This window comes from Kitasatospora sp. NPDC057595, from assembly GCF_042800875.1.
In the GTDB taxonomy this organism is placed as follows: domain Bacteria; phylum Actinomycetota; class Actinomycetes; order Streptomycetales; family Streptomycetaceae; genus Kitasatospora.
This window is the reverse complement of the sequence record NZ_JBHVGL010000005.1, coordinates 148590-170643: the sequence shown is the minus strand read 5'-3', so window position 1 is coordinate 170643 and position 22054 is coordinate 148590. Positions and strand designations below refer to the sequence as shown.

Sequence of the window (22054 nt, the reverse complement as noted above, 5' to 3'; positions counted from 1 at the left end):
CGGACGCACCGGGCCCGGCCCCGCCGGTCAGATGCCGTGCTCGGCCGGGAGCCGGCCCGACCGGATCGCGGCCACCAGGTCGGCGTGGTCGGCCTCGGTGCGGTCCGCGTAGGCGACCGCGAACGCCGCCACCGCCTCGTCCAGCACCTCGGTCTTGCCGCAGTAGCCGCTGATCACCCCCGGGTCGGCGGTGTGCGCGTGCGCGCGGGCGAGCAGGGCGCCGGTGATCCGGGCGTAGTCGTCGAGCTGGGCGGGCAGCAGCGCCGCCGGGTCCACGCTGCCCTTGCGGTTGCGGAACTGCCGTACCTGGTAGGGGAGGCCGTCCACCGTCGTCCAGCCGAGCAGCGGGTCGCTGACCACCTGCATCCGCTTCTGGCCGAGCACCACCCGGCGGCCCTCGTGGCTGTCCGGCGCGGTCACCGGGTACCCGGCCCGGGCCAGGTGGGGCAGCAGCACCGACGGCCGGGCCTCCTTCACCTGGAGCACCAGCGGCTGCTCGCGGTGGTCGGTCAGCAGCACCACGTACGAGCGGGTGCCGACGCTGCCGGTGCCCACCACGCGGAACGCCACGTCCTGCACCCGGTGCCGGGTCAGCAGCGGGTGCAGCTCGGCCGGCACCGTGCGCACGTACGGGCCGAGCGCGGTGGCGACCGCCGTGGCCGTGCCGTCGGCCACCTCGCTGAGCACCGGCGGCGCGGCGGTGAACCGCCAACCGCCCTCCTCCGAGCGGACGGTGGACTTCGCGGCGAAACGCGCGCCGGTGTTGCGCAGCGCCTTGGCCGCCACCCGGTCCAGCACCTCGGCCAGGTCGTGGGCCTCGGCGAAGGAGACCAACTGCTCGTCCGCGACGGCGTTCCAGGCATCCAGCGCCGACAGCTTGGCCAGCGTGCGCATGGTGCGGCGGTACGCCCCGGCCGCGTCGAAGGCGGCCTGGCGGGCGGTCGCCTCGTCCGCGCCGACCTCCCGGCCGGCCAGCACCAGGCTCGCGGCGAGGCGCTTGAGGTCCCACTCCCACGGGCCGGGCACGGTCTCGTCGAAGTCGTTGATGTCCATCACCAGCCGGCCGCGGGCGTCGCCGTACAGACCGAAGTTGGCGGCGTGCGCGTCGCCGCACAGCTGGGCGACGGTGCCGCTGGTCGGCGTGGTGGCGAGGTCGGCGGCCATCAGGCCGGCCGAGCCGCGCAGGAAGGCGAACGGGGTGGCGGACATCCGCCCCAGCCGGATCGGCACCAGCTCGGTGAGGCGGCCCGCGTTGGAGGCCTCGATCGCCTCGACGGCGGTCGGCCGGTCGGCGGCCGCGGCGAACGCGGCGTGCTGCTCGCGCGGGCTGCCGGAGCGCAGGGCCTTGCCGCGCGCCCGGGCGCCGCCGTCCCGGCCCGGCGCGAAACCCTCGACGGTGAACCGCCGCCCGGGCCCCCGCTGGGCCCCCACCCCGTCCGCCGGTATCCCGGCCCCGATCACCGTCTCGGTCAGCTGCGTCACTGCGCCCCGCCCTGTTCTGAGTCGTTCCCGCCCGCGACCTGCACGGACCCGGCCCCGTACGGGCCGGCCAGCAGGCTACCGGGCCGCCTGCGCGGCCTTTCGGCAGGGAGGGACGCGGGAGGAGCGGCAACGGTTCCGGGCCTGCCGGGGCGGTTCGGGGTGTGGTGGTGAACGATCTCCGGTGCTGGTGGGCGGGTTAGGGTTCGACGGTGGACGATCTTCGGGGGCGGTGGGCGGTTCGTGGTGCGGCCGTGGTGGCGGCCGGGCTGACGGTGGCGGCGGGGCTCGGGGTGCGGGCGGTGGGCGGCGGGGACGCCGCCAAGTACGCGGGCGACGCCCTCTACACGGTGCTGCTGTACACCCTGGTGCTGCTGCCGGCACCGCGGTTGCGGCCGTGGCCGGCGGCGGCCTGGGCCGCCGGGCTGAGCTGGGCCGTCGAGCTGTTCCAGCTCACCGGCGTGCCCGACGACCTCGCCCGGCGCAGCACCCTCGCCCGGCTGGTGCTCGGCTCCACCTTCAACCCGCCGGACCTGCTCTGGTACCTCGCCGGCGCGGTCCTGGCCGCCCTCGCGCACCTGGGCGTGAGGGCGGCGCGCCGACAGATTGTCTGATGGATCGTCAGAGCGGCATCAGCTCGGGCCGCTTGGCCTCGACGTGGTCGCCGGAGGACTCGCCGCGCAGTCGGCGGCCGACCCACGGCAGCAGGAACTCGCGCGCCCACTGGAGGTTCTCCCGGCGCAACTCGGCGGAGGAGACCGCCGGGGCGGACGGCCACCGGGCCTCCGGGTCCTGCTCGGTGCGCAGGCCCAGCGAGCGGGCGGCCAGCAGGGCGACCCGCTGGTGGCCCTCGGGGGACAGGTGCAACCGGTCCTCGCTCCAGGCCCGGCGGTCCTGGACGGCCCGCAGCGACCAGAGGTCGGCCACCTTGCAGCCGTGCCGGTCGGCGACCGCCCGCATGTGCCCGTTGTAGGTGGCGATCTTGCCGCGCAGGTGCTTGAACAGCGGCACACCACGGGTGTCGAAGCCGGTGCAGATCAGCACCGTGCCCGCCGAGTCGGCGAGTTGGGCGACGGCGGCCTCGAAGCGCTCGGCGACCTCGTCGGGGTCGCTGCCGGGGCGCAGGATGTCGTTGCCGCCGGCACAGAAGGTGACCAGGTCCGGCTGGATGCGGCGGACCTCGGGCACCTGCTCGGCCACGATCTGGTCCAGCAGCCGGCCGCGCACCGCGAGGTTCGCGTACTTGAATCCGCCCGGCGGCCGGCCCGCGGCGAGCAGTGCCGCCAGCCGGTCGGCCCAGCCGGCGAAGGCACCGTCGGCGGCGGGGTCGTTCAGCCCCTCGGTGAAGCTGTCCCCGAGGGCGACGTACGAATCGAGGTCAAGAGTCTCCTGGAGGTTCGGCATGAAAGAGATAGTTCACTGTCTGAAGTGACCTACGCCACCGTAGGTGGCCGGTAGCGGTACGTGAGATCGGCCACGTGCCGTGGTGCGCGCCCTCGTGCGCCCGGTGCGCGCGGACCAGCGCGCCGGGTGCGCGGGGGGACTGCGCCGCCGGATCGGCCTGCCCGGGTGTGCGAACGGTCCGTTCGGGGCAGCCGCCCTCTGGGCCGACGGGCACCGGCGGTGGACGCCGCCGACCCCTGTCCGTGGTCGCGCCCCGAGTCCCGTCCCGAGTCCCGTTCCGATTCACGCCCCCGATGGCGGAGGTCGCCGCATGCCCACCCGATTCCCGGAGCGCACCGCGAAGCCGCGGCGCTATCTCATGTGCCGTCCGACGTACTTCACCGTCGAGTACACCATCAACCCGTGGATGGACCCCGCGCGGCCGACCGACACCTCGCTCGCCGTCCGCCAGTGGGAGCGGCTGCGCGCGCTGTACGAGGAACTCGGCCACACCGTGGAGCTGATCGACCCGGTGCCCGGCCTGCCGGACATGGTCTACACGGCCAACGGTGCGACCGTGGTCGACGGCCGGGTGCTGGTCGCGACCTTCCGGCACCCGCAGCGCGCCGCCGAGTCGGCCGCCCACGCGTCCTGGTTCCGGGCCGGCGGCTACCGCGAGGTGCGCCAGGCGGGGTACGTCAACGAGGGCGAGGGGGACCACCTGCTGGTCGGCCGCCGGGTGCTGGCGGGCTCGGGCTTCCGCACCGACCCGGCCGCGCACGCCGAGGTGCGGGAGGTGTTCGGCCGGCAGGTGCTCGGCCTGGAGCTGGTGGACCCGCGCTTCTACCACCTGGACACCGCGCTGGCCGTGCTCGCCGACGACCAGATCATGTACTACCCGGCGGCGTTCACCCCGGACAGCCAGGCGCTGCTGCGCAGTCTCTACCCGGACGCCGTCCTGGCCGAGCGGGAGGACGCCGAGGCCTTCGGCCTGAACGCGGTCTCCGACGGCCGCCGGGTGCTGCTCCCCGAGGCGGCGAAGGCCCTGGCCGCCCGGGTGGCCGAGGCCGGCTTCGAGCCGGTGCCGGTCGACCTCTCCGAGCTCTTCAAGGGCGGCGGCGGCCCCAAGTGCTGCACCCTGGAGCTCCGCCCGTCCTGACGCCGGCCCGCCGGGGCCCGTACGGTGGCCGGTCGGCGACGAACGGTGTGCGGGCCCCGGACGGGCGCGAGGTCCTGCGGGAGAGGGCCGACCCGGTGGCGGCGGTCGCCGGGGCCGGACGGGCGCCGAGCGCGTTCTGACGGTCAGCCGCCGTCCGTCACCAGGACGACTTCCAGGGTGCGGGGGCCGTGCACGCCCTCGACGCGGCTGAGTTCGATGTCGCTGGTGGCCGAGGGGCCGGAGATCCAGGTCTGCGGGCGGGTGGGGTCGAGGCGGGGGAGGGCCAGCGGGACGGAGGCGACCACCTGCTCGGGGGCCAGGACCACGCAGACGTGGTGGTCGGGGACGAGCGTGAGCAGCCGGCGTCCCTGGGCCGGGCCGGCGTCCAGCACCAGGGTGCCGGTCTCGGCGATCGCCAGGGCGCAGCCGGTGAGCACGCTGTCGACCGTGTCCAGCCGGGCGGCGGTCAGCGGGCCGTCCGGGCCGTCGTCCGGGAGCGGGCGGGCGCGGGTGACGGCGAGCCAGGCGGGCGGCAGGCCGGGCGGGACGGCCACGGTGCGGGTGCCGCGCGCCTCGAAGAGGGCGGCGAGCAGCAGCGGCAGCCGGTCGGGGGTGCAGCGGTGGACCAGGGCGCGGTAGTCGGCGAGGTGGTGCTGCAGCAGGTCGAGCAGCGCGTCGGGGTCGTCGGTGGGGACGTGGCTGCGCAGGTAGTCGCGCGGCACGGGCGCCTGCTCCGGCGTACCGGCGCGCACCGCGGCGCGGATCCGGGCGAGCATCAGGGCGCGCGAGCCGGCGCCCGGGGGCTGATGGGTGCTCATGTCCGGTTCCTCCGCCACCAGTCGCGGAACGGTTCGGGCGGGACGGCCGGCAGCTCGCGGGTGTCGGTCCAGGCCCGGCCGGGGCCGGGGAGCCGGTGCGGGTGGAGCCGGCGGGTGCGGGCGGCGGCCCGCTCGGCGGCCCGCAGCAGGGCGGGGCGGTCGAGTACGTAGGTGGCGGCGGCCATGGCGGCGCGCTCCAGCCGGTGGCCGCGCTGCCCGGCGACCCGTTCGCGCAGGTGGACCAGGACCTCGGGGATGTCGATGGCCACCGGGCAGACCTCGTAGCAGGCCCCGCAGAGTGACGAGGCGAACGGCAGGGAGGCGTCCAACGGATCACGGGTGCCGCGCAGTTGGGGGGTGAGAACGGCGCCGATCGGCCCCGGGTAGACCGAGCCGTAGGCGTGTCCGCCGGCCCGCTCGTAGACCGGGCAGACGTTGAGGCAGGCCGAGCAGCGGATACAGCGCAGTGTCTGGCGGCCGACCTCGTCGGCGAGCGCGTCGGTGCGCCCGTTGTCGAGCAGGACGAGATGGAACTCCTCGGGCCCGTCGCCGTCCGGGCCGTCGGCGTGGGTGCCGGTCCAGAGCGAGGTGTAGGGGTTCATCCGCTCGGCGGTGCTGGAGCGGGGCAGCACCTGCAGGAAGATCTCCAGGTCCTGCCAGGTGGGCAGGACCTTCTCGATGCCGACCACCGAGATCAGGGTGCGCGGCAGGGTCAGGCACATCCGCCCGTTGCCCTCCGACTCGACGACCACCAGGGTGCCGGTCTCGGCGATCATGAAGTTGGCGCCGGAGACGGCGACCTCGGCCCGCAGGAACTTCTCCCGCAGGTGCAGCCGGGCGGCCTCGGCGAGTTCGGCGGGCGCGTCGGTGAGCCCGTCGGGGGCCGGCCGGCCCCAGTCGGCCATCCGCCGGGCGAACACCTCCCGGATCTCGCCGCGGTTGCGGTGGATCGCCGGGACCAGCAGGTGTGAGGGCCGGTCGTCGCCCAACTGGACGATCAGCTCGGCGAGATCGGTCTCGTAGGCGCGGATTCCGGCCTCGGCCAGTGCCTCGTTGAGCCCGATCTCCTGGGTGGCCATGGACTTGACCTTGACCACCTCACGGGCACCGGCCGCCCGGACCAGGGCGGTGACGATCCGGTTGGCCTCGGCGGCGTCGGCGGCCCAGTGCACGGTGCCGCCCGCGGCGGTCACCTTCTCCTCCAGCCGGACCAGGTGCCGGTCGAGTTCGCGCAGGGTGCGGTCCTTGACGGCCTTGGCGGCGGCCCGCAGCTCGGCCCAGTCGGCGAGTTCGGCGACGGCGCGGGCCCGCTTCTCCCGGATGGTCCGGGTGGCGTGCCGCAGGTTGCCGCGCAGCCGTTCGTCCCGCACGGCCCGCTCGGCCGCCTGCGGGAAGGTGACCTGCGGGGAGACGCCCGGCGGGAAGCCGGGCATGCCGAGGAAGGTTCCGCTCACGACGCCGCCCGCCAGGGGTCGGCCTCGGTGCTGGCGAGGATCTCGGCGAGGTGCAGCGGGCGCAGCCGCGCGCCCTGCCGGGCCAGGGTGCCGCCGAGGTGCAGCAGACAGGAGTTGTCGCCGCCGCACAGCACCTCGGCGCCGGTGGCCAGGGCGTTGGCGGTCTTGTCGGCGGCCATCGCGGCCGAGACCGCCGGGTTCTTCACGGCGAAGGTGCCGCCGAAGCCGCAGCACTCCTCGGCGCCGGGCAGCTCGACCAGCTCCAGGGCCCGGACGGCGCGCAGCAGCCGCAGCGGGCGGTCGCCGAGGCCGAGCAGCCGCAGGCCGTGGCAGGAGGGGTGGTAGGTCACGGTGTGCGGGAACCACGCGCCGACGTCCTCGACGCCCAGCACGTCGGTGAGGAACTCGGTCAGCTCGTGCACCCGGGGCGTCAGCTCGGCGACGTCCGCGGCGAGTGCGCCGCCGGCGCGGGCGGCGATCCGCGGGTGGGCGTCGCGCACCATGGCCACGCAGGAGCCGGAGGGCGCCACCACGTGGTCGTACCCGGCGAAGGCCCGCACGGTGCGGCGGACCAGTGGTTCGCAGGCCCTGACGTAGCCGCTGTTGTACTGCGGCTGGCCGCAGCAGCTCTGCGCGGGCGGGAAGTCGACCTCGACGCCGAGGCGTTCCAGCAGCCGGACGGTCGCGATCGCGGTGGAGGGCAGCAGCGCGTCGTTGACGCAGGTGGCGAACAACGCGACGCGCAACGGTCCTCCCGTACGGGTGGGGCTCTGCCGGTGCCGGTCCGGGCGGACCTGCCGGTGATCGTACCGAGCTGTCGGCCCGGGCGGCGGGGCACCACGCCGGGCGCGCCGCCCCGGACGGGGGCCGGGGCGGCGCGGTGCCGGTGGGCCCGCCGGGGTGGCGGGCCCACCGGGGGTCAGGCGTCCTGGCCGAGCCAGAGGTCCGGGCCGAACACCTCGTAGTGGATGTCCGCCGCCGGGACGCCGGCCGTGAGGAGCTGGCCGCGGACGGCGCGCAGGAAGGGCAGCGGGCCGCAGAGGTAGGCGGTGGTGTCCGCCGGGACCTCGACCGAGGCCAGGTCCACCAGGCCGGTGCGGTCGGCCGGCCAGTCGCCGAGCGGCTGCTCGTAGAAGACGTGGGCGGTGGCGTTCGGCAGCTTGGCGGTCAGCTGGGCGAGGTCGGCGCGGAACGCGTGCGACAGCTGGTCGCGGTCGCCGTGCACGGTGACGACCCGGCGGGTCGAGCCGGTGGCGGCGAGCCTGGCCAGCATCGCGGTCATCGGGGTGTTGCCGATGCCGGCCGAGGCGAGCAGCACCGGGCCGTCGCCGTCGGCGAGGGCGACGTCGCCGAACGGCGGGGCGATGTCGAGGACGTCGCCGGCGCGCAGGGTCTCGTGCAGGTGGTTGGAGACCTCGCCGTCGGGGCCGCCCGCGGCCTCGGCGGTGGCGCGCTTCACGCTGAACTGGAGCACGCCGTCCGGGGCGCCGGAGAGGCTGTACTGGCGGATCTGGTGGGCGCCGTCCGGGAGTTCGGCGCGCACCGAGACGTACTGGCCGGGCGCGGCCGGCGGCAGCGGCTTGCCGTCGGCCGGGCGGACCAGGTAGGTGGTGACGTCCTCGGTCTCCTGGTGGCGGGCCACCACGGTGTAGGGGCGCCACAGGTCGGCCGGGTCGAGGCCCTGGGCGGCGGCGGACTCCTCGCGCAGGCGGTCCTCGATGGCGATGAGCGCGTTGGCCATCAGCCAGTAGACCTCGTCCCAGGCGGCCGCGACCTCGGGGGTGACGGCCTCGCCGAGCACCTCGACGATGGCGGCGAACAGGTGCTCGTGGACGATCCGGTACTGGTCGTTGGTGATGCCGACCGAGACGTGCTTGTGGGCGATGCGGGCGAGCAGCGCGTCCGGGCGGCTGTCCGGCGCGGCGATCAGCGCGGTCGCGAAGGCGGCTATCGAGCCCGCGAGCGCCTGCCGCTGGCTGCCGTTGGCCTGGTTGCCACGGTTGAAGAGGTCGCGCAGCAGCTCCGGGTGGGCGGCGAACATCTTCTCGTAGAAGAGCGGCGTGATGTCGCCGATCGCACCGCCCACGACGGGCAGGGTGGCTTCGACGACCTCGGCGGACTTGGCGGACAGCATCGAATGCACTCCAAACTGGAATCTGAGAATCGTATTTTCGGCCGTGCGGAAGCGCGGACCGGCGTGGGGAGGTGACGTGGTGCGACGGTGGGGCCGTGCGGTGGGGTGGTGCGGTCCTGCGGACGGTGCGGTACCGCGGGTGGTGCGTCGGGGTGTGCCGGAACGCGTCAGCCGGTGGGGCCGGCGACGGGTTCGGGTCTCGGGGCGAGACCCGGTCTCAGGGTGAGGTCGAGCAGGACGGGCCCGGCCGGCGTGGACACCAGATCGCCGATCGAGAGCGGGTCGAGGGTGGCGTAGAACGCTGCCTGCGCGGTGCGCAGTGCCCCGCGCAGCCGACAGGACGACCGCAGCGGGCACGGTGGATCGTCCTCGCAGCCGACCACGTCACCCACCCCTTCCAGTTCGCGCAGCAGCAGTCCGAGCGAACCGGTACGACCGGCGGTGGTGAGGGACAGGCCCCCGCCACGACCGCGCCGCGCCGTCACCACGCCCAGGTGCTGCAGCCGGCTGACCACCTTGGCGGCGTGGGTGTACGGCACGCCGACCGCCTCGGCCACCTCGCGGGTGGTCGGGTTGGCCTCCTCGTCGAGGACGGCCAGCCGCATGGCGATGCGGAGGGCGATGTCGGTGCTCTTGGTCAGCCTCACGTTCGAAAAGCTATCGAATGCGAATCCAGAACTCCAATTTCTTGCACGCACCACCCGGCGGAGCCGAACCGTTACCCACGGTCGCGGTCCGGAGGCTGTCCGCAGGGAGGGTCAACTGCTTTACTGGCCGAGCTCGTTCGCCGGAACAAGGCCTGGGGAATGGGGACATCATGGACAGTGGCACCCCACCGCCACCTCCGCCACAGGGACCACCGCCGACTCCACCACCGCGTCCGTCCAGCCCGCCGCCGGGGTACCCGCCGTCCGCGTCGATCCCGCTCGGGCCGGTCCGGCCCCTGCCGCAGGACGCGACGGTCCGGCCGATTCCTCCGCCCACCGTGCCCGCCGCCGCCGTGGCCGCCGCGCCCGCGACCGCCCCGCCCGCCGTACCGGCGACGCCCGAGAACCTGCTCCACCAGGCCGGCCCCGTCCCCGGCGACGCCACCCGCTACCTGTGCGCCGCCGCCTGGCTGGACCGGCGCTTCCGCGCGGAGCTGATCGAGGAACTGGTCGAGCAGTCCTTCCGCATCCCCGCCCCCTCGCCCGGCACCGATCTGGTCCGGGTGCTGCACGAGGCCCTCACCGCTCGCCGCTGGGAGGCCTGGACCGGCGCCGTCTGCCTGCTCCTGCTCGTCCTCGGCGTCCCGCTGTTCGGCGTCGCGGCCGGTACCGTCACCCTGCTGCTGGTCCTGCTGCTCGGCCTGGTCGGCGGCCTCGGCACGCACCGGATGGACCACCGGCTCGGCCTGGAGGTGGAGCGGCTGGTGATCGCCCCGCGCGCCCCGCGCCGCACCGGCCCCGGCGCCACCCTCACCACCTGGATCGGTCGGCTGCTCGTCCTCGCGGTCCTGCCGGCGGTCGCCCTGGGCCTCGGCCTGCGGGACCGGCTGGACGACGTCGACCCGGACCTGCTCGGCGGCGCCGGGTACGCGTTCGTCGAACTGCTGCTGCTCTGGCTGACCGCCGCCGTCCTGCGCTACCGGATCAGGCGCCGGCTGGCCGCGTTCGCCGACCCCGGCGGCGCCGCCGTCCCGGCCCCGGAGCCGAACGGCGTCCGGGCTGCCCTGCTGTACGAACGGCTGCGCGAACAGCAGAGCGGACCCGAACTGCTCTACCGCCGGCAGGCCCCGCTGGTCGGCCTCGGCCGGGCCGGTCGCACCTGGCGGATGACCTTCGAGCTGCGTCCCTCCGCCGAACGCGCCGCCCGGGGGCGGGCGCCCGAACCGATCGACGCCACCGTGCTCTACCGCACGATCGCCCAGCGGGTGCGCGCCCTGGCCGAGGACCCGCGCTATCCCGAGGACCCGCTGCGCGGACTCTCCGTCACCGACCGGGTGTTCCGGCCCAGCCTGCGCGGCGACGACCCGGCGGGCTGGCTCGGCGCGATGTCCGGCCACGCCGGCGACGCGGTGCTGCTCGAACCCGCCTGGGCGGACCTGCTCAGCCGCACCGGCCACGAACGGCTGCGCCACTACCTGGCGATCCGGGTCGGCTCCTGGCAGGAGGAAGTGGTGATCACCGTGCTGGTCCGCGCCAGCACCCGCGGCGGACTGCTCTACCTGGAGTGGCTGCCCTATGTGCTGGAGCCGGTCGCGCAGGCGTACCACGTGGTCGACCTGCTCGGGCAGCGCTCCGCAGCGGCCCACGCCGCGAACGCGCTCGGCTGGGCCGCCCGCCGTCTCGGCGGTGACATCGGGATCGCCCTCGGCCAGCTGGGGGAGGTCCGGGCCTCGCGCGGCCGGGCCGCCCGGCTGCGCCGCCGCTACCGCTACCTCACCCGCGCCGGCTACGCGGTCGACTACGCGCCCCGGCTGAGCGTGCGCGAGCTCGGCGCCGGCGGCGAGTACCAGAACATCTTCCAGTCGCACGACGTGCAGCGCTTCCTGAACACCGTCACCCAGCGGGTGTTCAGCGCGGTCGGCGACGAACTGCGGGCACGCGGCTACGACAGCGCGGCGTTCGAGGAACAGGCCCAGGGCATCACCAACGTCAACAACGGCGGCGTCCAGGTGGTCAACTCCACCGTGCACGGCCCGGTCGCGGGCGGCGCCGGCGCGAACGTCGACATGAGCAAAGGGAAGGGGAAGTGATGGCTGATCAGCCTCCCGGCCAGGCCGGCCCGCCGGCCGGCGGCAACTGGAACGACGGCGGCGTCCAGGTGGTCGGCTCCACCGTGCACGGCCCCGTGGCCGGCGGCCGGGGCGCGACCGTGTCGATCGGCGACGGCGCCGCCGGAGCGGCGGTTCCACCCGGCCCCGAGGGGCTGCGGACGGCGGCCGGGGCGCTGCGGACCGCGCTCGCCCGGCTGCGCGCCGAACAGCCGGGCGCGGTGTCCGAGGAGGACGCCGAGGACGCCGACGCCGCGCTCGCCGGCATCCTCGACGAGGCGGCCCTCGACGAGCCCCGCGAGGGCCCGCTGCGCCGCCGGGTCCGCACGGTGGCCGACGCGCTGCGCGCGGTCGCGGTGCTCGCCGCGGCGGTGAGCGGTCTGGAGGCAGCCTTCGCGGCGCTGTTCGGGCAGAGCTGAGGCCCCGACGGGCCGTGATGTCCCGGGTTACGGTTACCATGCGCACGAAGGCGTTCCGCCAGCGGAGTTGACGGGGGCGAAACGCGGACGTGGCACGGATGGAACGTCAACGGGGAGATCGGGAGGGGCGGCACATGTCGCGTGCTGACTGGGTGTCGGGAGAGCGGTCGGGAGGGCCTGGCGAGGACGGCTGGACGGGGGTCGATCTGCGGATGGACGTGCCGCACTCGGCGCGGGTGTACGACTACCTCATCGGCGGCAAGACCAACTTCGAGCCGGACCGGGCCGCCGCGCACGCCTCCGTGAAGGCCTGGCCGGCCCTGCCGACCTCGATGCGCAGCACCCGCAGCTTCATGGAACGGGTGGTCCGCCGGCTCGCCGAACAGCACGGCGTGCGGCAGTTCCTGGACATCGGCGCGGGCATTCCCACCTCGCCGAACGTGCACGAGATCGCCCAGGCGGTGGCGCCGGAGTCGCGGGTGGTGTACGTCGACAACGACCCGATCGTGCTGACCCACGCCCGGGCCCTGATGTCCAGCCGCCCCGAGGGCCGCACCGCCTACCTGGACGCCGATCTGCGGGACGTCGACGCGATCCTGGACTCGCCGCGACTGCGCGAGGTGCTCGACCTCACGCAGCCGGTGGCGCTCTCGCTGATCGCGATCGTGCACTTCGTGCTGGACGAGGACGACCCGCAGGGCATCGTCCGCCGTCTGATGGACCGTCTGGCGCCGGGCAGCTTCCTGGCGTTGAGCGTGTTCACGGGCGATACCGACCCGGTCGGCGTCGGCGGGGTGGGCCGCGAGTACAACACCCGGGGCATCCCGCTGCAGATCCGCGACCGGGCCGAGACGCTCGCCTTCTTCGAGGGCTACGAACTGCTGGAGCCGGGCGTCACGCTGGTCCACCACTGGCACCCGGAGCCGGGCGCCGCACCGGTCCGGGACCAGAACATCGCGATGTACGGCGGTGTGGCCGTCAAGCGCTGATCCGCCCGGCCGGGACGTCCCGGCCACCGCCCGCCCGACGGCGCCGCCGCCCACCCGGCAGCGCCGTCGGGCGTTCTGCGACCCCCGGTGGTCCGCCCACCGGTCGTCGCGTCAGGCCGTCCGCGCCTCGCCGGTGATCTCGGCCATGACCGCGTCGTAGCGCTGGAAGAACCGGGGCCCGGGATCGGGAGCGTCCTGGCCCGCGCGGCGCAGCAGGCGCCAGCAGTCGGCGGTGAGGGCGCGCGCCTCGGTGCCGGGCCAGGGGCGGGGGAGGAGCTCGGGCGGGAGTAGCGGATCGGGGGTGGTGGCGCGCGTGAACTCGGCGGCCAGTTCGAGGGCGATCGCGAGGTGCTCGACCCAGGTCGGCGCGCTCTCCGGGGCCGTGGCGGTCAGCCGGGTGAGGCGGTCGGCGGCGAGGGCGGCCAGCCGGCGGTGGCCCTCGGCGAGGTCGTCGAGCGGCCAGAGCCGGCGTGCGAGGGTGAGCGGGTCCTCGTCGCCGGCGATCCGCAGGTCGGTGCTGGTGAGCAGGGTGACGCAGTCGGCGACGCCGAGGCGGGCGGCCTCGGCCTCGACGTGGGGCGCCCAGTCGTTGGCGCTGACGTAGAGCCCACCCTGGACGGCGGCGCCGCCGTGCCGGACCAGCGTCTCCCGCAGCGCGTCCCGTGCGGCGCGGGCGGATTCGGGGACCGCGAAGGCGACGAGGTGCCAGCGGCCGTCCCAGGGGGCGAGTCCGGCGTCCTGGGCGTACATGTGGCGGACGAACCCGACCTCGGGTTCCGCGGACCGCCGGGCGTGCTCGGTCTCCCGCAGCACGGCGCGCCGGCCGCGCCCCTCCTGGACGAGCAGGTCGTCGGCGGCCATCCGCTTGATGCACAGGCGCACCTGCTGGTCGGTCATGCCCAGCTCGCCCGCGACCTCGTACAGCTCGCCGGCGTCGACGGTGCCGTCCGTCCGGACCATGCCCTCGACCAGGGTGCGGGTGGGGACCTCGACCCGTCCTTCCTCGGTCATCGCTGCCGCTCCTCTCGTCCGCCGTGTCGCGGTTCCGCTGCCTACGGACGAGTTTAGTACGCTCCGAACTATCGACCATAGGACGATCGTTTCAAATGTGATAGTCAAAGCCGGCCGCCGCGGCGCCGGGCCCGGTGGGGCGCCGACGGTTCGAACAGGGACCAACTGAGCGGAATTGAACGGTTGGTGACAATCCCAGTCATCTCCTGACGCTTCGTCAGTCGGGCTTCTACGCTTCGGGCGATCCGGGCGGTCCCCCCCGGGTCGCCGAGGGCGACCGCGTACCGCCCGTTCCGCCGAGGAGTCTGGAGATCCCGTTGACCACACGCCCCGCACCGCGCCGATTCTGGACGGCCGTGGCCGCCGCCGGCGCGGCCACGGCCGCCCTGCTCTCCCAACCCGCCACCGCCACGGCCGCCCCCGCGGGCGCCACCGCCGCGCCGCCGCCCGTGGTGGCCGCGACCGTCACCGTCGCCCCCTACCCGGCGGGCGTCGCCCTCGCGCCGGACGGCGGGCACGCCTATGTAACCAGTCAGAGCAGCGGCACGGTGACCGTGCTGTCCACCGCCACCGGCGCGGTCACCGGCACCTTCACCGCCGGTACCGGCTCCTACGCGGTCGCCCTCGCGCCCGACGGCGGACACGCCTACCTCACCCACCACCTCACCGGCACCGTCAGCGTGGTCGACACCGCGACCAACACGGTGGCCGCCACCGTCCCGGCCGGCGCCGGAGCCTTCGGCGTGGCGCTCGCCCCCGACGGCTCCCGCGCCTACGTCACCAACGCCGCCGCCGGCACGGTCAGCGTGCTCGACACCGCGACCAACACGGTGGCCGCCACCGTCCCGGTCGGCGCCGAGCCGCACGGGGTGGCCGTCGCCCCGGACGGCGGGCACGTGTACGTCGCCGCCTCCGGCGCGCAGCGGGTCGACGTGATCGACACCGCCACCGCCACCGTGAGCGCCTCGATACCGGTCGGCCACGGCGTCTTCGGCCTCGCCCTGGCCGCCGACGGCTCCCGGCTGTGGACCGGCAACGGCGGCGACTCCACCGTCAGCGTGCTGGACACCGCCACCCGGGCGGTGACCGCCACCGTCCAGGTCGGCGCCAACCCGTACGCGGTCGCCGCCGCCCCCGACGGCCGCTCCGTCTACGCGAGCAACTACGCCGACAGCACGCTCAGCGTGCTCGACGCCGCGAGCGGCACCGTCGCCGCCACCGTCCCGGTCGGCGCGAGCCCGTTCACCCTGGCGGTCACCCCCGACAGTCGGCACGGCTACCTCGCCGACTTCGACGGCGCCGCCGTGAGCGTCCTCGGCTTCCCGCTGCCGGTGCCGGCGGTCACCGGCGTCAGCCCGGCGAGCGGCCCGCAGGCCGGCGGCACGGTCGTCACCGTCACCGGCACCGACCTGGCCGGCGCGACCGCCGTGAACTTCGGCGCCGCGGGCGACGCCGCGTCCTTCTCCTGCACCGCGACCTCCTGCACCGCCACGGCCCCGGCCTCGGCCACCGCCGGGACGGTCGACGTGCGGGTCACCACGCCCGGCGGCACCAGCGCCGTCTCGGCCGCCGACCGGTTCGGCTACCAGGCGCCCGCCGCCGACCTCGCTGTTTCGCTCGCCGCCAGCCCGGTGGCCAATCTGCTCGGCGGCCGGGTCGACTACACCCTCACCGTCACCAACCAGGGCCCCGGCGCGGTAACGGCCGCGACCGTCGGGGCGGCCCTGCCCACCGGGCTCGCCGCGAGCAGCACCGACTGCGGGGTCGCCGCCGGCCACCTGACCTGCGCGCTCACCGCCCCGCTGGCCGCCGGTGCGAGCGCCACCCGCCACCTCACCCTCCAGGTGAGCCAACTCCTCAACCTCGGCCGGACGTTCACCGTCACCACCGCCCGGACGGCCGGTGCGCCGGTCGACCCGGTGGCCGCCAACGACGCGGCGAGCCGCACCTGCAAGGTCGCGCTGCTGGCGATCACCTGCGACTGAGCCGGAACCGGCAGGGTCGGACGGGCCCGTCCCCGGGATGAACGATCCCGGGGGCGGGCCCGTCCCGTGCCACCGCCTGGACGAAACGTCCACTCTGGACGTACAGTCCAGAAGTGACCATCGAGACCCCCGACCCGCGCCTGCGCACCTGGGCTCCCGTCTGTCAGGCCGTCGCCCTGCTGCTCGGCCCCTACGCCGAGGTGGTGCTGCACGACGCCGTCCGTGACGAGGTGCTCGCCATCTGGAACCCGATGGGCGACCGCGGGCCGGGCGACCCCTCCCTGCTCGGCGAACTCGACGGGCTCGACCAGGCCGCCCCCGACGTCTACGGCCCCTACCCGAAGCTGCTCCCCGACGGCCGGCGGCTCTCCTCGGTCAGCGCCGTGCTCCGGGACGAGGACGGTCGGCCCGCCGCCGTCCTGTGCGTCAACCTCGACCGAGGGCCGCTGGAACACGCGGCCGAACTGCTCGCCGCCTTCGCCGCGCCGACCGCCCCCCGCCCGGAACCGCTCTTCGAGCAGGACTGGACCGAACGGATGAACGACGTGATCGGTGGCTACGTCCGCGCCCACGGGCGGCCCCCGGAGCGGCTGGGCCGCGAGGACCGGCTCGCCGTGCTCCGCGAACTCGACCGGGCCGGGGTGCTCGCCGTGCGCCGCGCCGTCCCGGCCGTCGCGACGGCGCTCAAGGTCTCCCGCTCCACCGTCTACACCCTGCTCGCCGAACTGCGCGGCGCGCCCGGGGCCGCGCAGCCGTCGGACTGACCCCGTCGGACTGACCCCGCCGCTGCGAGAGCGACGAACGCGGAACGCCGCACGCGGCAGCACGAACCCATCGCACCGAGGAACGAGAACCCCCATGACCAGGCTCCCCGACTTCCGGCTGGAGACGTACTTCTCCCGCTGGGAGTTCACCGCCCGCCACCACCTCACCGCCTCCGACGCGCAGACCATGGCGATGTCCGAACTGCTCGACCTGGCGGACGCCGAGGACCGGCAGGCCTGGGAGACCCTCGCCCTCGGCTACACCGAGACCTTCGGCGACCCGGCCCTGCGCGAGGCGATCGCCGGCATGTACGACCTGGCCGGCCCCGAGGACGTGATCTGCTTCGGTGGCGCCCAGGAGGGGCTCAACCTGGCCATGCAGGTACTGCTCGGCCCGGACGACCACGCCGTCGTCGTGACCCCCAACTACCAGTCCGCCGAAACCGTGCCACTCTCGCTCTGCGAGGTCACCGGCGTCGCGCTCGACCCCGGCCGCGACTGGGCGCTCGACCTCGACGAGCTCACCGCCGCGCTGCGTCCCAACACCCGCGTCGTCTCCGTCAACTTCCCCAACAACCCCACCGGGAAGGTGATCGGGGCCGCCGACTTCGTCCGGCTGGCCGAACTCTGCGACGAGCGCGGCATCCACCTGTTCAGCGACGAGGTCTACCGCGGCCTGGAGCGCGACCCGGCCCGAGCCCTGCCGCGGGCCGCGGACCTCTCCGAACGCGCCCTCTCGCTCGACGTGACCTCCAAGTCGCTCGGCCTGCCCGGGCTGCGGATCGGCTGGATCGTCTGCCGCGACCGGGAGTTGCGCGGCCGGCTGGAGCGCGCCAAGCACTACACCACGATCTGCAACGCCGCCCCCAGCGAGATCCTGGCGCGGATCGCGATCAAGGCCCGGGAGCCGATCCTGGCCCGCAACCGGGCGCTGATCGCGGCCAACCTGCCGCTCTTCGACGCGTTCTTCGCCCGCTTCGCCGACCTCTTCGAGTGGCGCGCCCCGGACGGCGGCTGCGTCGCCTACCCGCGCTACCTCGGCGCGGACGGTGTCGAGTCGTTCTGCCGGGGGCTGGTCGAGGAGGCCGGCGTCCTGCTGCTGCCGGCCTCCGTGTTCCGTTCGGAGCTGACCGCGACGCCCGCCGACCGGTTCCGGATCGGCGTCGGCCGGCGGGATCCGGCGCCCGCCCTGGAGGCCTTCGCCTCCTGGCTGGAGGCCCGCCGCTGACGAGACCCCGCCGTCAGTCCCGGGCGGGGACGGCCGCCGGCGCCTCGGCCGCCGTCCCCGTCGTCGCGGCCCGCCCAGCCTCGGCCGGGGCCCGGCGGGCGGCCTTGGCCCGGTACTTGAGCCCGAGCAGTGCCCCCGGCACGCCGTGCGGCACCAGCCAGGAGACGTCCTCGCGGTCCACCGCGTCGAAGCGGTACTTGTACGGCTCGGTGCCGCGCAGGAAGTCGAAGGTGGTGAGCCCCTGCCCGGCGGCGGCCCGGATCGCCTCGGCGATCACCGCCGTGCCGAGCCGCAGCGGGGCCCAGGCCACGTCCCAGCCGATCTGGTAGTAGGCGAAGGTGTCGCGCCACTGGAAGCCGTAGAGCACGCCGACCACCTCGCCCGCCCGCTCCGCGACCAGGAACGCCGGGCCCTCGCCGCGGTGGGTGTCGGCGGCCCGCTCGATCACCCGCAGGTGCAGCGGGGCGCGGGCCTCGTCGAAGGTGGTCGGCCGGCCGAGCGCGGCCCGGCGCAGCCGGTGCAACCGGACGGCGGTGCGCAGCAGTTCGAGGCGCTCCGGGAGTTCGGAGAGCGCCAGGGCGGGCGGCACCCAGCGGAAGGTGATGCCCTCGGCGGCCAGTTTGCGGCCGTAGCGGCGCAGGTTGGCGCGGAACTGCCGCGAGCCGAGCGCGTCCGGTCCGGCCGTGAGATCGGCGCGCGGGCACGGGGTGCGGCCGATCTCCACCGCGCCGGGCGGCAGCAGACCGGCCTGGTCCGGGTCGAGGTCGGCGAGCAGCAGGGTGGCCCGCCGTCCGCGCCGGGCCAGCCAGTCGGCGACCTCGGCGCGGCGGTGCGGGGCGACGGCGAAGCCGCAGTGGTCGGCGGCGCCCGGCCCCGAGCCCAGTACGGTCAGGCAGGGGACGGGCAGCGGCGCGCGCGGGTGGAGGCGCTGGGCGGTGCGCAGCAGCGGGACGACGGCGTCGACCCGGCCGTGCCCGTCCCGCCACACCACGACCTCGCCGCCGGTACCGGAACGCGAACCGCTCTCGGCGGCCCCCAGCGTCTCCCACCAGGCCAGCGTCCACTCGGGCGTGCTGAACCAGGAGCCGCCCGGCCCGCCCGCGCGGCCCGCCACCAGCTCGCGCCAGCCGTCGACCACGTCCGCCGGCAGGGCGGCCGACCGGTACCGGACCGGCACCGCGCGCGCACCGGCGGGCGCGGCGACGGATGCCGTCCGACCGGCCGGGCGCTGAGGTGTCGGTCCCGGATGCGCTGTTCCCATGTGTGCTGCCCCCCAGGCTCGTCCGTTCCCGGTGTGCCCGCCGGCCGGCGGCCGGCCACGGGCCGGTCGGTATTCTCCCGGATCCCGACCCCCGGGCGGCGGGGATCCGGGCAAGCGGTCCCCGCGCCGGCCGTCCGGGCGGGGGAGCGGGCGGCGGCGCGGCCCCCGCCGGAGCGGCCCGTCAGGTGCCGCCGCGCAGGCGGTGCACGGCCGGGTGGAGCCCGGAGAGGATGGTGTCGAAGCGGTCCCGGCCGGTGGTGGAGTTGACCCGCAGCCGGCTGATCCGCAGTGGGTTCGGCGGGAGCAGCCGGTCGTGGCGGTGGTCGAAGAGGAAGCCGAGCCGGTAGCCGAGGCGGTTCAGCAGGGTCTCGGCGCGCGGGTCGAGGTTGCCGTTGGGGTAGGCGAAGGCGGTGGGCGCCTCGCCGCCGAGCCAGCCGGTGAGCGCCCGGTGCGCGCCGGTCACCTCGGCCCCGACGGTGTCGTCCTCGCACCGGTCGAGGCAGGGGTGGCCGGCGGTGTGGTTGCCGATCGCGACGCCGCCGCGGGCGAGCGTCAGCAGGTCGGCCGGGGTGAGCTGTTCCTGCCGCGGTGCGCGGACCCCGGCGCTCTCCCGGAGTTCGGCCAGCGCGGCGCGGCGCTCCGGGTCGGCGAGGGTCTTCATCCGGCGGACCGCGCCGCTCGGCGGGCAGTCGGCCAGCGCGCGGGCGGTGCCGCCGTGTTCGGCGAGGAAGGCGGCCTCGCGCCACCAGAACGGCTGGTCGCCGCCGATGAGGTCGGTGACCACGAAGGCCGCGGCGGGAATGTCGAGCCGGGCCAGCACCGGCAGGCCCTCGGTGAGCACCGTGCGGTCGCCGTCGTCGAAGGTCACCAGCACGCTGCGGTGCGGCAGCGGCCGGCCGCCGTGCGCCGCCTGCTCGACGGCGGCGAGCGAGACCGGGCGGGCGTGGCGGACCAGGCGCTCCATCTGGAGCGCGAACACCCGGGGGTCGTCCACCCCGTGGTAGGCGAGCACGGCCAGCCGGCGGGTGGCGGCGAGCCGGAAGAGCGGCTGGAGCGGTGAGTGGCGCAGGACGGCGTCGACGGTGGCCCGCCGGCCGGCGAGCCGCGCGCGCGGTGGGGCGGCGTCCGTCGGAGCGGTGCCCTTCGTGCGGGTGACGGCGGTCGTGGTCGGGCCGGTGGTCGTGGTCGGGCCGGTGGTCGTGGTGGCGGTCGTCGTGGTCGTGGCCGTGGTGGTTCCGGTGGCCGTCGCGGTGCTCGGGCCTTCGGCGGCCCCGGTCGAATGCGCGGTTCCTTCGGGCATGGACGCGCTCCCCCCTTCCTCCCCGTGCGATGGTGCGTCGGCGGGGGTGGAGCACGCTGCACCGCAAGGCCCGGCCGTTCGGCGCACGCCTGTCGGGTGGGCGGCCCGCCCCGCTCCACGAAATCCCAAGATAGTGCAAAAACCCATGCTCCGAACCGGGTTGCGCACCGTGGACGGGTTTCGACGGGTGGTTGGCGCATTTGCCGACGGCCCGTGAACTGAGCGACGGCTGTGAGCATCCTGAGTGATTGCTGGTGGGAGCGGTGGCGGATGCTTCCTGGGGGGACGGCGCCGGCCACCGGGTGCGGGCCCGGCGGCCGGCCCGGGCCGGGGCGCGCGAGGCCCCGGCCCGTCAGACCCCTGTCATCGGACGGGGCGTCAGAACGGGTTGGTACAGGTGGTCACCTGCTGCGCCACGTCCTGGGCGGGGCCCGCGGTGGCGCAGACTATCTTGAGGTCCGAGGTGACCACGCGGGGCGTCACGGCCTTCGCGAAGCCCTGGGCGTAGGTGGTCGCCGAAGCGGCGGTCACCCACGGGCTTCCCCAGGCGCGCTGGGTGCGCACCTCGACCTTGACGATCGTCAACTGGCCGAGGTCGGCGGAGACCTGGGCGACGCCGACGACGCCCGCACCGTCGGCCTCGTGCCAGACGCACGGCTGGTTCAGCACCGTCGTGCACGCGACGCCACCCGTCGGGGCCGTGGCCCCGGGGGTGGTCGTCGCGGCCGCGGCCGGAAGGACCGTGACCGCGGTGATCCCTGCCGCCGCCGCCATGAGAGCTGCAATCCGAGCGCGCATGATGTCAACCTCCTTGGAATGAAAGGGAATCTCGCTCTGTGGGATGAGTCTTGCACAAATCCTTAAGGTTCCCCGTGTGCGCTGCATCACACTGATGGTGATCGCTCAACTACTGAGAGCGATCGCGCCGGTGACGTGCGGATGACCCTGAGGTGTCGACCGACCGACGTGACGGTGCGGGTGCCGGTAGTCGAATTGACGGTGCGCCAGGGAGCAACTCGCTCCTGGCGGCTCCTCGTTCACTCGTCCGGGTTGGGCCGGCGCTGCCGGATGGTTCGGACGGCTACGATCGGGCCGACCCCCGGAGGTGACCCGGATGACCACGGTCATCGTGCAGTTGCCCGACGCCCGCCCGCCGGCCCCGGCCGACCGTCGCTTCGCCCGCCTGTCGCGGCCGCCCCGCGGCGCCCCGCCCAGCCGTCCGGCCCTGCTGCACCTCGGGCCGGGTGACACGGCCGCGTTCGGGCGCGGCGAGCCCGGCCGCCCGCCCGCCGTGCCGATCCCCGACCCGGGTGTGTCGCGCCGGGCCGGCGAGATCACCGCCGCCGAGGACTACTGGCGGCTCTCCAACTTCAGCGCCACCGCCACCTACGTCGTGGAGAACCTCGAAGGCGCGGGCGAGCACGTCAAGGTCGCGCCCGGGCGGCTGGGCGCGCCCGTCCCGTTCGAGATCTCCCGGATCCTGCTGCCCGCCCACGGCGAACCGGCGGCGTTCAAGGTCTTCGCCCCCCAGCACGCCTACCTGAGCGGCGAGTCGGCCGTTCCGGACGGTGAACGCACGGTCAGCCCGTTCGCCCTGGACCCGACCGCGAAGTACTTCCTCGTCCTGCTCGCGCTCTGCGAGCCGCGGCTGCGCTCGCCCTCCGCGGCGGCCGTGCCCGGTGCCACCGACGTGGTGGCGCGGCTGCGCGACCTGCCGGCCTGCCGCGACCTCAGCCGCTCGGCCGTCAACTACCACATCGACTACCTGGTCGGCAGCAAGCTCCGGCTCCGCGACCCGGTGGAAGGGGGCGACCCGGGCGGCAAGCGGGAGGAACTCGTCGCGCTGGCCCTGCGGTTCGACCTCGTGCGGGAGGAGCACCTGGTGCTGCTCCCGCCCCGGCGCGGCGGGTGACCC

General features: G+C 75.2%; 20 protein-coding genes. 9 read left to right on the top strand and 11 right to left on the bottom strand.

Annotated elements, in window-relative coordinates; genetic code table 11:
• Positions 1 to 27: 27 nt before the first annotated feature.
• Positions 28 to 1482, bottom strand: a complete 1455-nt coding sequence (locus ACFU9E_RS11020) for a DUF2252 domain-containing protein (RefSeq protein ID WP_380687220.1) — start codon at positions 1480 to 1482, stop codon at positions 28 to 30.
• Between the two features lie 209 nt (positions 1483 to 1691).
• On the opposite strand from ACFU9E_RS11020, the gene ACFU9E_RS11015 reads away from it, so the two are divergent.
• Positions 1692 to 2093: a DUF2809 domain-containing protein gene (locus ACFU9E_RS11015; RefSeq protein ID WP_380687222.1), complete on the top strand. Its 402-nt coding sequence runs from the start codon at positions 1692 to 1694 to the stop codon at positions 2091 to 2093.
• A 7-nt stretch (positions 2094 to 2100) separates the two neighbouring features.
• On the opposite strand, the gene ACFU9E_RS11010 is transcribed toward ACFU9E_RS11015, so the two are convergent.
• The gene (locus ACFU9E_RS11010) at positions 2101 to 2883 is read right to left on the bottom strand and encodes an SGNH/GDSL hydrolase family protein (RefSeq protein ID WP_380687224.1); all 783 of its coding nucleotides are present in this window, start codon (positions 2881 to 2883) and stop codon (positions 2101 to 2103) included.
• A 310-nt stretch (positions 2884 to 3193) separates the two neighbouring features.
• On the opposite strand from ACFU9E_RS11010, the gene ddaH reads away from it, so the two are divergent.
• The gene (ddaH, locus tag ACFU9E_RS11005; RefSeq protein WP_380687226.1) at positions 3194 to 4021 is read left to right on the top strand and encodes a dimethylargininase; all 828 of its coding nucleotides are present in this window, start codon (positions 3194 to 3196) and stop codon (positions 4019 to 4021) included.
• A gap of 143 nt (positions 4022 to 4164) precedes the next feature.
• On the opposite strand, the gene ACFU9E_RS11000 is transcribed toward ddaH, so the two are convergent.
• From ACFU9E_RS11000 to ACFU9E_RS10980, 5 genes are all read right to left on the bottom strand, one after another.
• The gene (locus ACFU9E_RS11000; protein WP_380687228.1) at positions 4165 to 4839 is read right to left on the bottom strand and encodes a lactate utilization protein C; all 675 of its coding nucleotides are present in this window, start codon (positions 4837 to 4839) and stop codon (positions 4165 to 4167) included.
• On the bottom strand, positions 4836 to 6293 hold the full coding sequence (locus ACFU9E_RS10995) for a lactate utilization protein B (RefSeq protein WP_380687230.1): 1458 nt from the start codon (positions 6291 to 6293) through the stop codon (positions 4836 to 4838). The genes ACFU9E_RS11000 and ACFU9E_RS10995 overlap by 4 nt, the downstream gene beginning before the upstream one ends.
• On the bottom strand, positions 6290 to 7039 hold the full coding sequence (locus ACFU9E_RS10990) for a (Fe-S)-binding protein (RefSeq protein WP_380687232.1): 750 nt from the start codon (positions 7037 to 7039) through the stop codon (positions 6290 to 6292). The genes ACFU9E_RS10995 and ACFU9E_RS10990 overlap by 4 nt, the downstream gene beginning before the upstream one ends.
• 173 nt (positions 7040 to 7212) lie before the next feature.
• The gene (locus tag ACFU9E_RS10985; protein WP_380714912.1) at positions 7213 to 8427 is read right to left on the bottom strand and encodes a globin domain-containing protein; all 1215 of its coding nucleotides are present in this window, start codon (positions 8425 to 8427) and stop codon (positions 7213 to 7215) included.
• Positions 8428 to 8594: 167 nt separating this feature from the next.
• Positions 8595 to 9074 carry an RrF2 family transcriptional regulator gene (locus ACFU9E_RS10980; RefSeq protein ID WP_380688307.1) on the bottom strand — a complete coding sequence of 160 codons (480 nt, stop codon included), beginning with the start codon at positions 9072 to 9074 and terminating at the stop codon, positions 8595 to 8597.
• 338 nt (positions 9075 to 9412) lie between these two features.
• Here ACFU9E_RS10980 and ACFU9E_RS10975 point away from each other — a divergent pair, with 338 nt between their 5' ends.
• The 3 genes from ACFU9E_RS10975 (at position 9413) to ACFU9E_RS10965 (ending at position 12590) form a co-directional block, all read left to right on the top strand.
• Positions 9413 to 11164 (top strand): hypothetical protein, encoded by a 1752-nt coding sequence (locus ACFU9E_RS10975; protein ID WP_380688304.1) that lies wholly within the window; start codon positions 9413 to 9415, stop codon positions 11162 to 11164.
• Complete coding sequence (locus ACFU9E_RS10970) at positions 11164 to 11601, top strand: hypothetical protein (RefSeq protein WP_380688302.1); 438 nt, start codon at positions 11164 to 11166, stop codon at positions 11599 to 11601. The genes ACFU9E_RS10975 and ACFU9E_RS10970 overlap by 1 nt, the downstream gene beginning before the upstream one ends.
• A 212-nt stretch (positions 11602 to 11813) precedes the next feature.
• Positions 11814 to 12590: an SAM-dependent methyltransferase gene (locus ACFU9E_RS10965; protein WP_355367787.1), complete on the top strand. Its 777-nt coding sequence runs from the start codon at positions 11814 to 11816 to the stop codon at positions 12588 to 12590.
• Between the two features lie 111 nt (positions 12591 to 12701).
• Here ACFU9E_RS10965 and ACFU9E_RS10960 read toward each other — a convergent pair whose 3' ends face one another.
• Positions 12702 to 13601 carry a PaaX family transcriptional regulator C-terminal domain-containing protein gene (locus tag ACFU9E_RS10960; RefSeq protein ID WP_380690362.1) on the bottom strand — a complete coding sequence of 300 codons (900 nt, stop codon included), beginning with the start codon at positions 13599 to 13601 and terminating at the stop codon, positions 12702 to 12704.
• A gap of 317 nt (positions 13602 to 13918) precedes the next feature.
• On the opposite strand from ACFU9E_RS10960, the gene ACFU9E_RS10955 reads away from it, so the two are divergent.
• The 3 genes from ACFU9E_RS10955 (at position 13919) to ACFU9E_RS10945 (ending at position 17578) form a co-directional block, all read left to right on the top strand.
• Positions 13919 to 15586 carry a cytochrome D1 domain-containing protein gene (locus ACFU9E_RS10955; RefSeq protein WP_380714910.1) on the top strand — a complete coding sequence of 556 codons (1668 nt, stop codon included), beginning with the start codon at positions 13919 to 13921 and terminating at the stop codon, positions 15584 to 15586.
• Positions 15587 to 15699: 113 nt separating this feature from the next.
• Complete coding sequence (locus ACFU9E_RS10950; protein WP_380685076.1) at positions 15700 to 16350, top strand: transcriptional regulator; 651 nt, start codon at positions 15700 to 15702, stop codon at positions 16348 to 16350.
• A gap of 94 nt (positions 16351 to 16444) precedes the next feature.
• Positions 16445 to 17578: an aminotransferase class I/II-fold pyridoxal phosphate-dependent enzyme gene (locus tag ACFU9E_RS10945; RefSeq protein ID WP_380685075.1), complete on the top strand. Its 1134-nt coding sequence runs from the start codon at positions 16445 to 16447 to the stop codon at positions 17576 to 17578.
• Between the two features lie 13 nt (positions 17579 to 17591).
• Here the strand turns inward: ACFU9E_RS10945 and ACFU9E_RS10940 are convergent, their stop codons facing one another.
• The 3 genes from ACFU9E_RS10940 to ACFU9E_RS10930 form a co-directional block, all read right to left on the bottom strand.
• Positions 17592 to 18755, bottom strand: coding sequence for a GNAT family N-acetyltransferase (locus ACFU9E_RS10940; RefSeq protein WP_380685074.1), 1164 nt, complete (start codon positions 18753 to 18755; stop codon positions 17592 to 17594).
• A 265-nt stretch (positions 18756 to 19020) separates the two neighbouring features.
• Entirely contained in the window at positions 19021 to 20139 is a 1119-nt protein-coding gene (locus tag ACFU9E_RS10935; protein ID WP_380685073.1) for a polysaccharide deacetylase family protein, read from the bottom strand.
• Between the two features lie 378 nt (positions 20140 to 20517).
• The gene (locus tag ACFU9E_RS10930) at positions 20518 to 20937 is read right to left on the bottom strand and encodes a hypothetical protein (protein WP_380685072.1); all 420 of its coding nucleotides are present in this window, start codon (positions 20935 to 20937) and stop codon (positions 20518 to 20520) included.
• Between the two features lie 316 nt (positions 20938 to 21253).
• Here ACFU9E_RS10930 and ACFU9E_RS10925 point away from each other — a divergent pair, with 316 nt between their 5' ends.
• Positions 21254 to 22051: a serine/threonine protein kinase gene (locus ACFU9E_RS10925; RefSeq protein WP_380685071.1), complete on the top strand. Its 798-nt coding sequence runs from the start codon at positions 21254 to 21256 to the stop codon at positions 22049 to 22051.
• Positions 22052 to 22054: the final 3 nt, after the last annotated feature.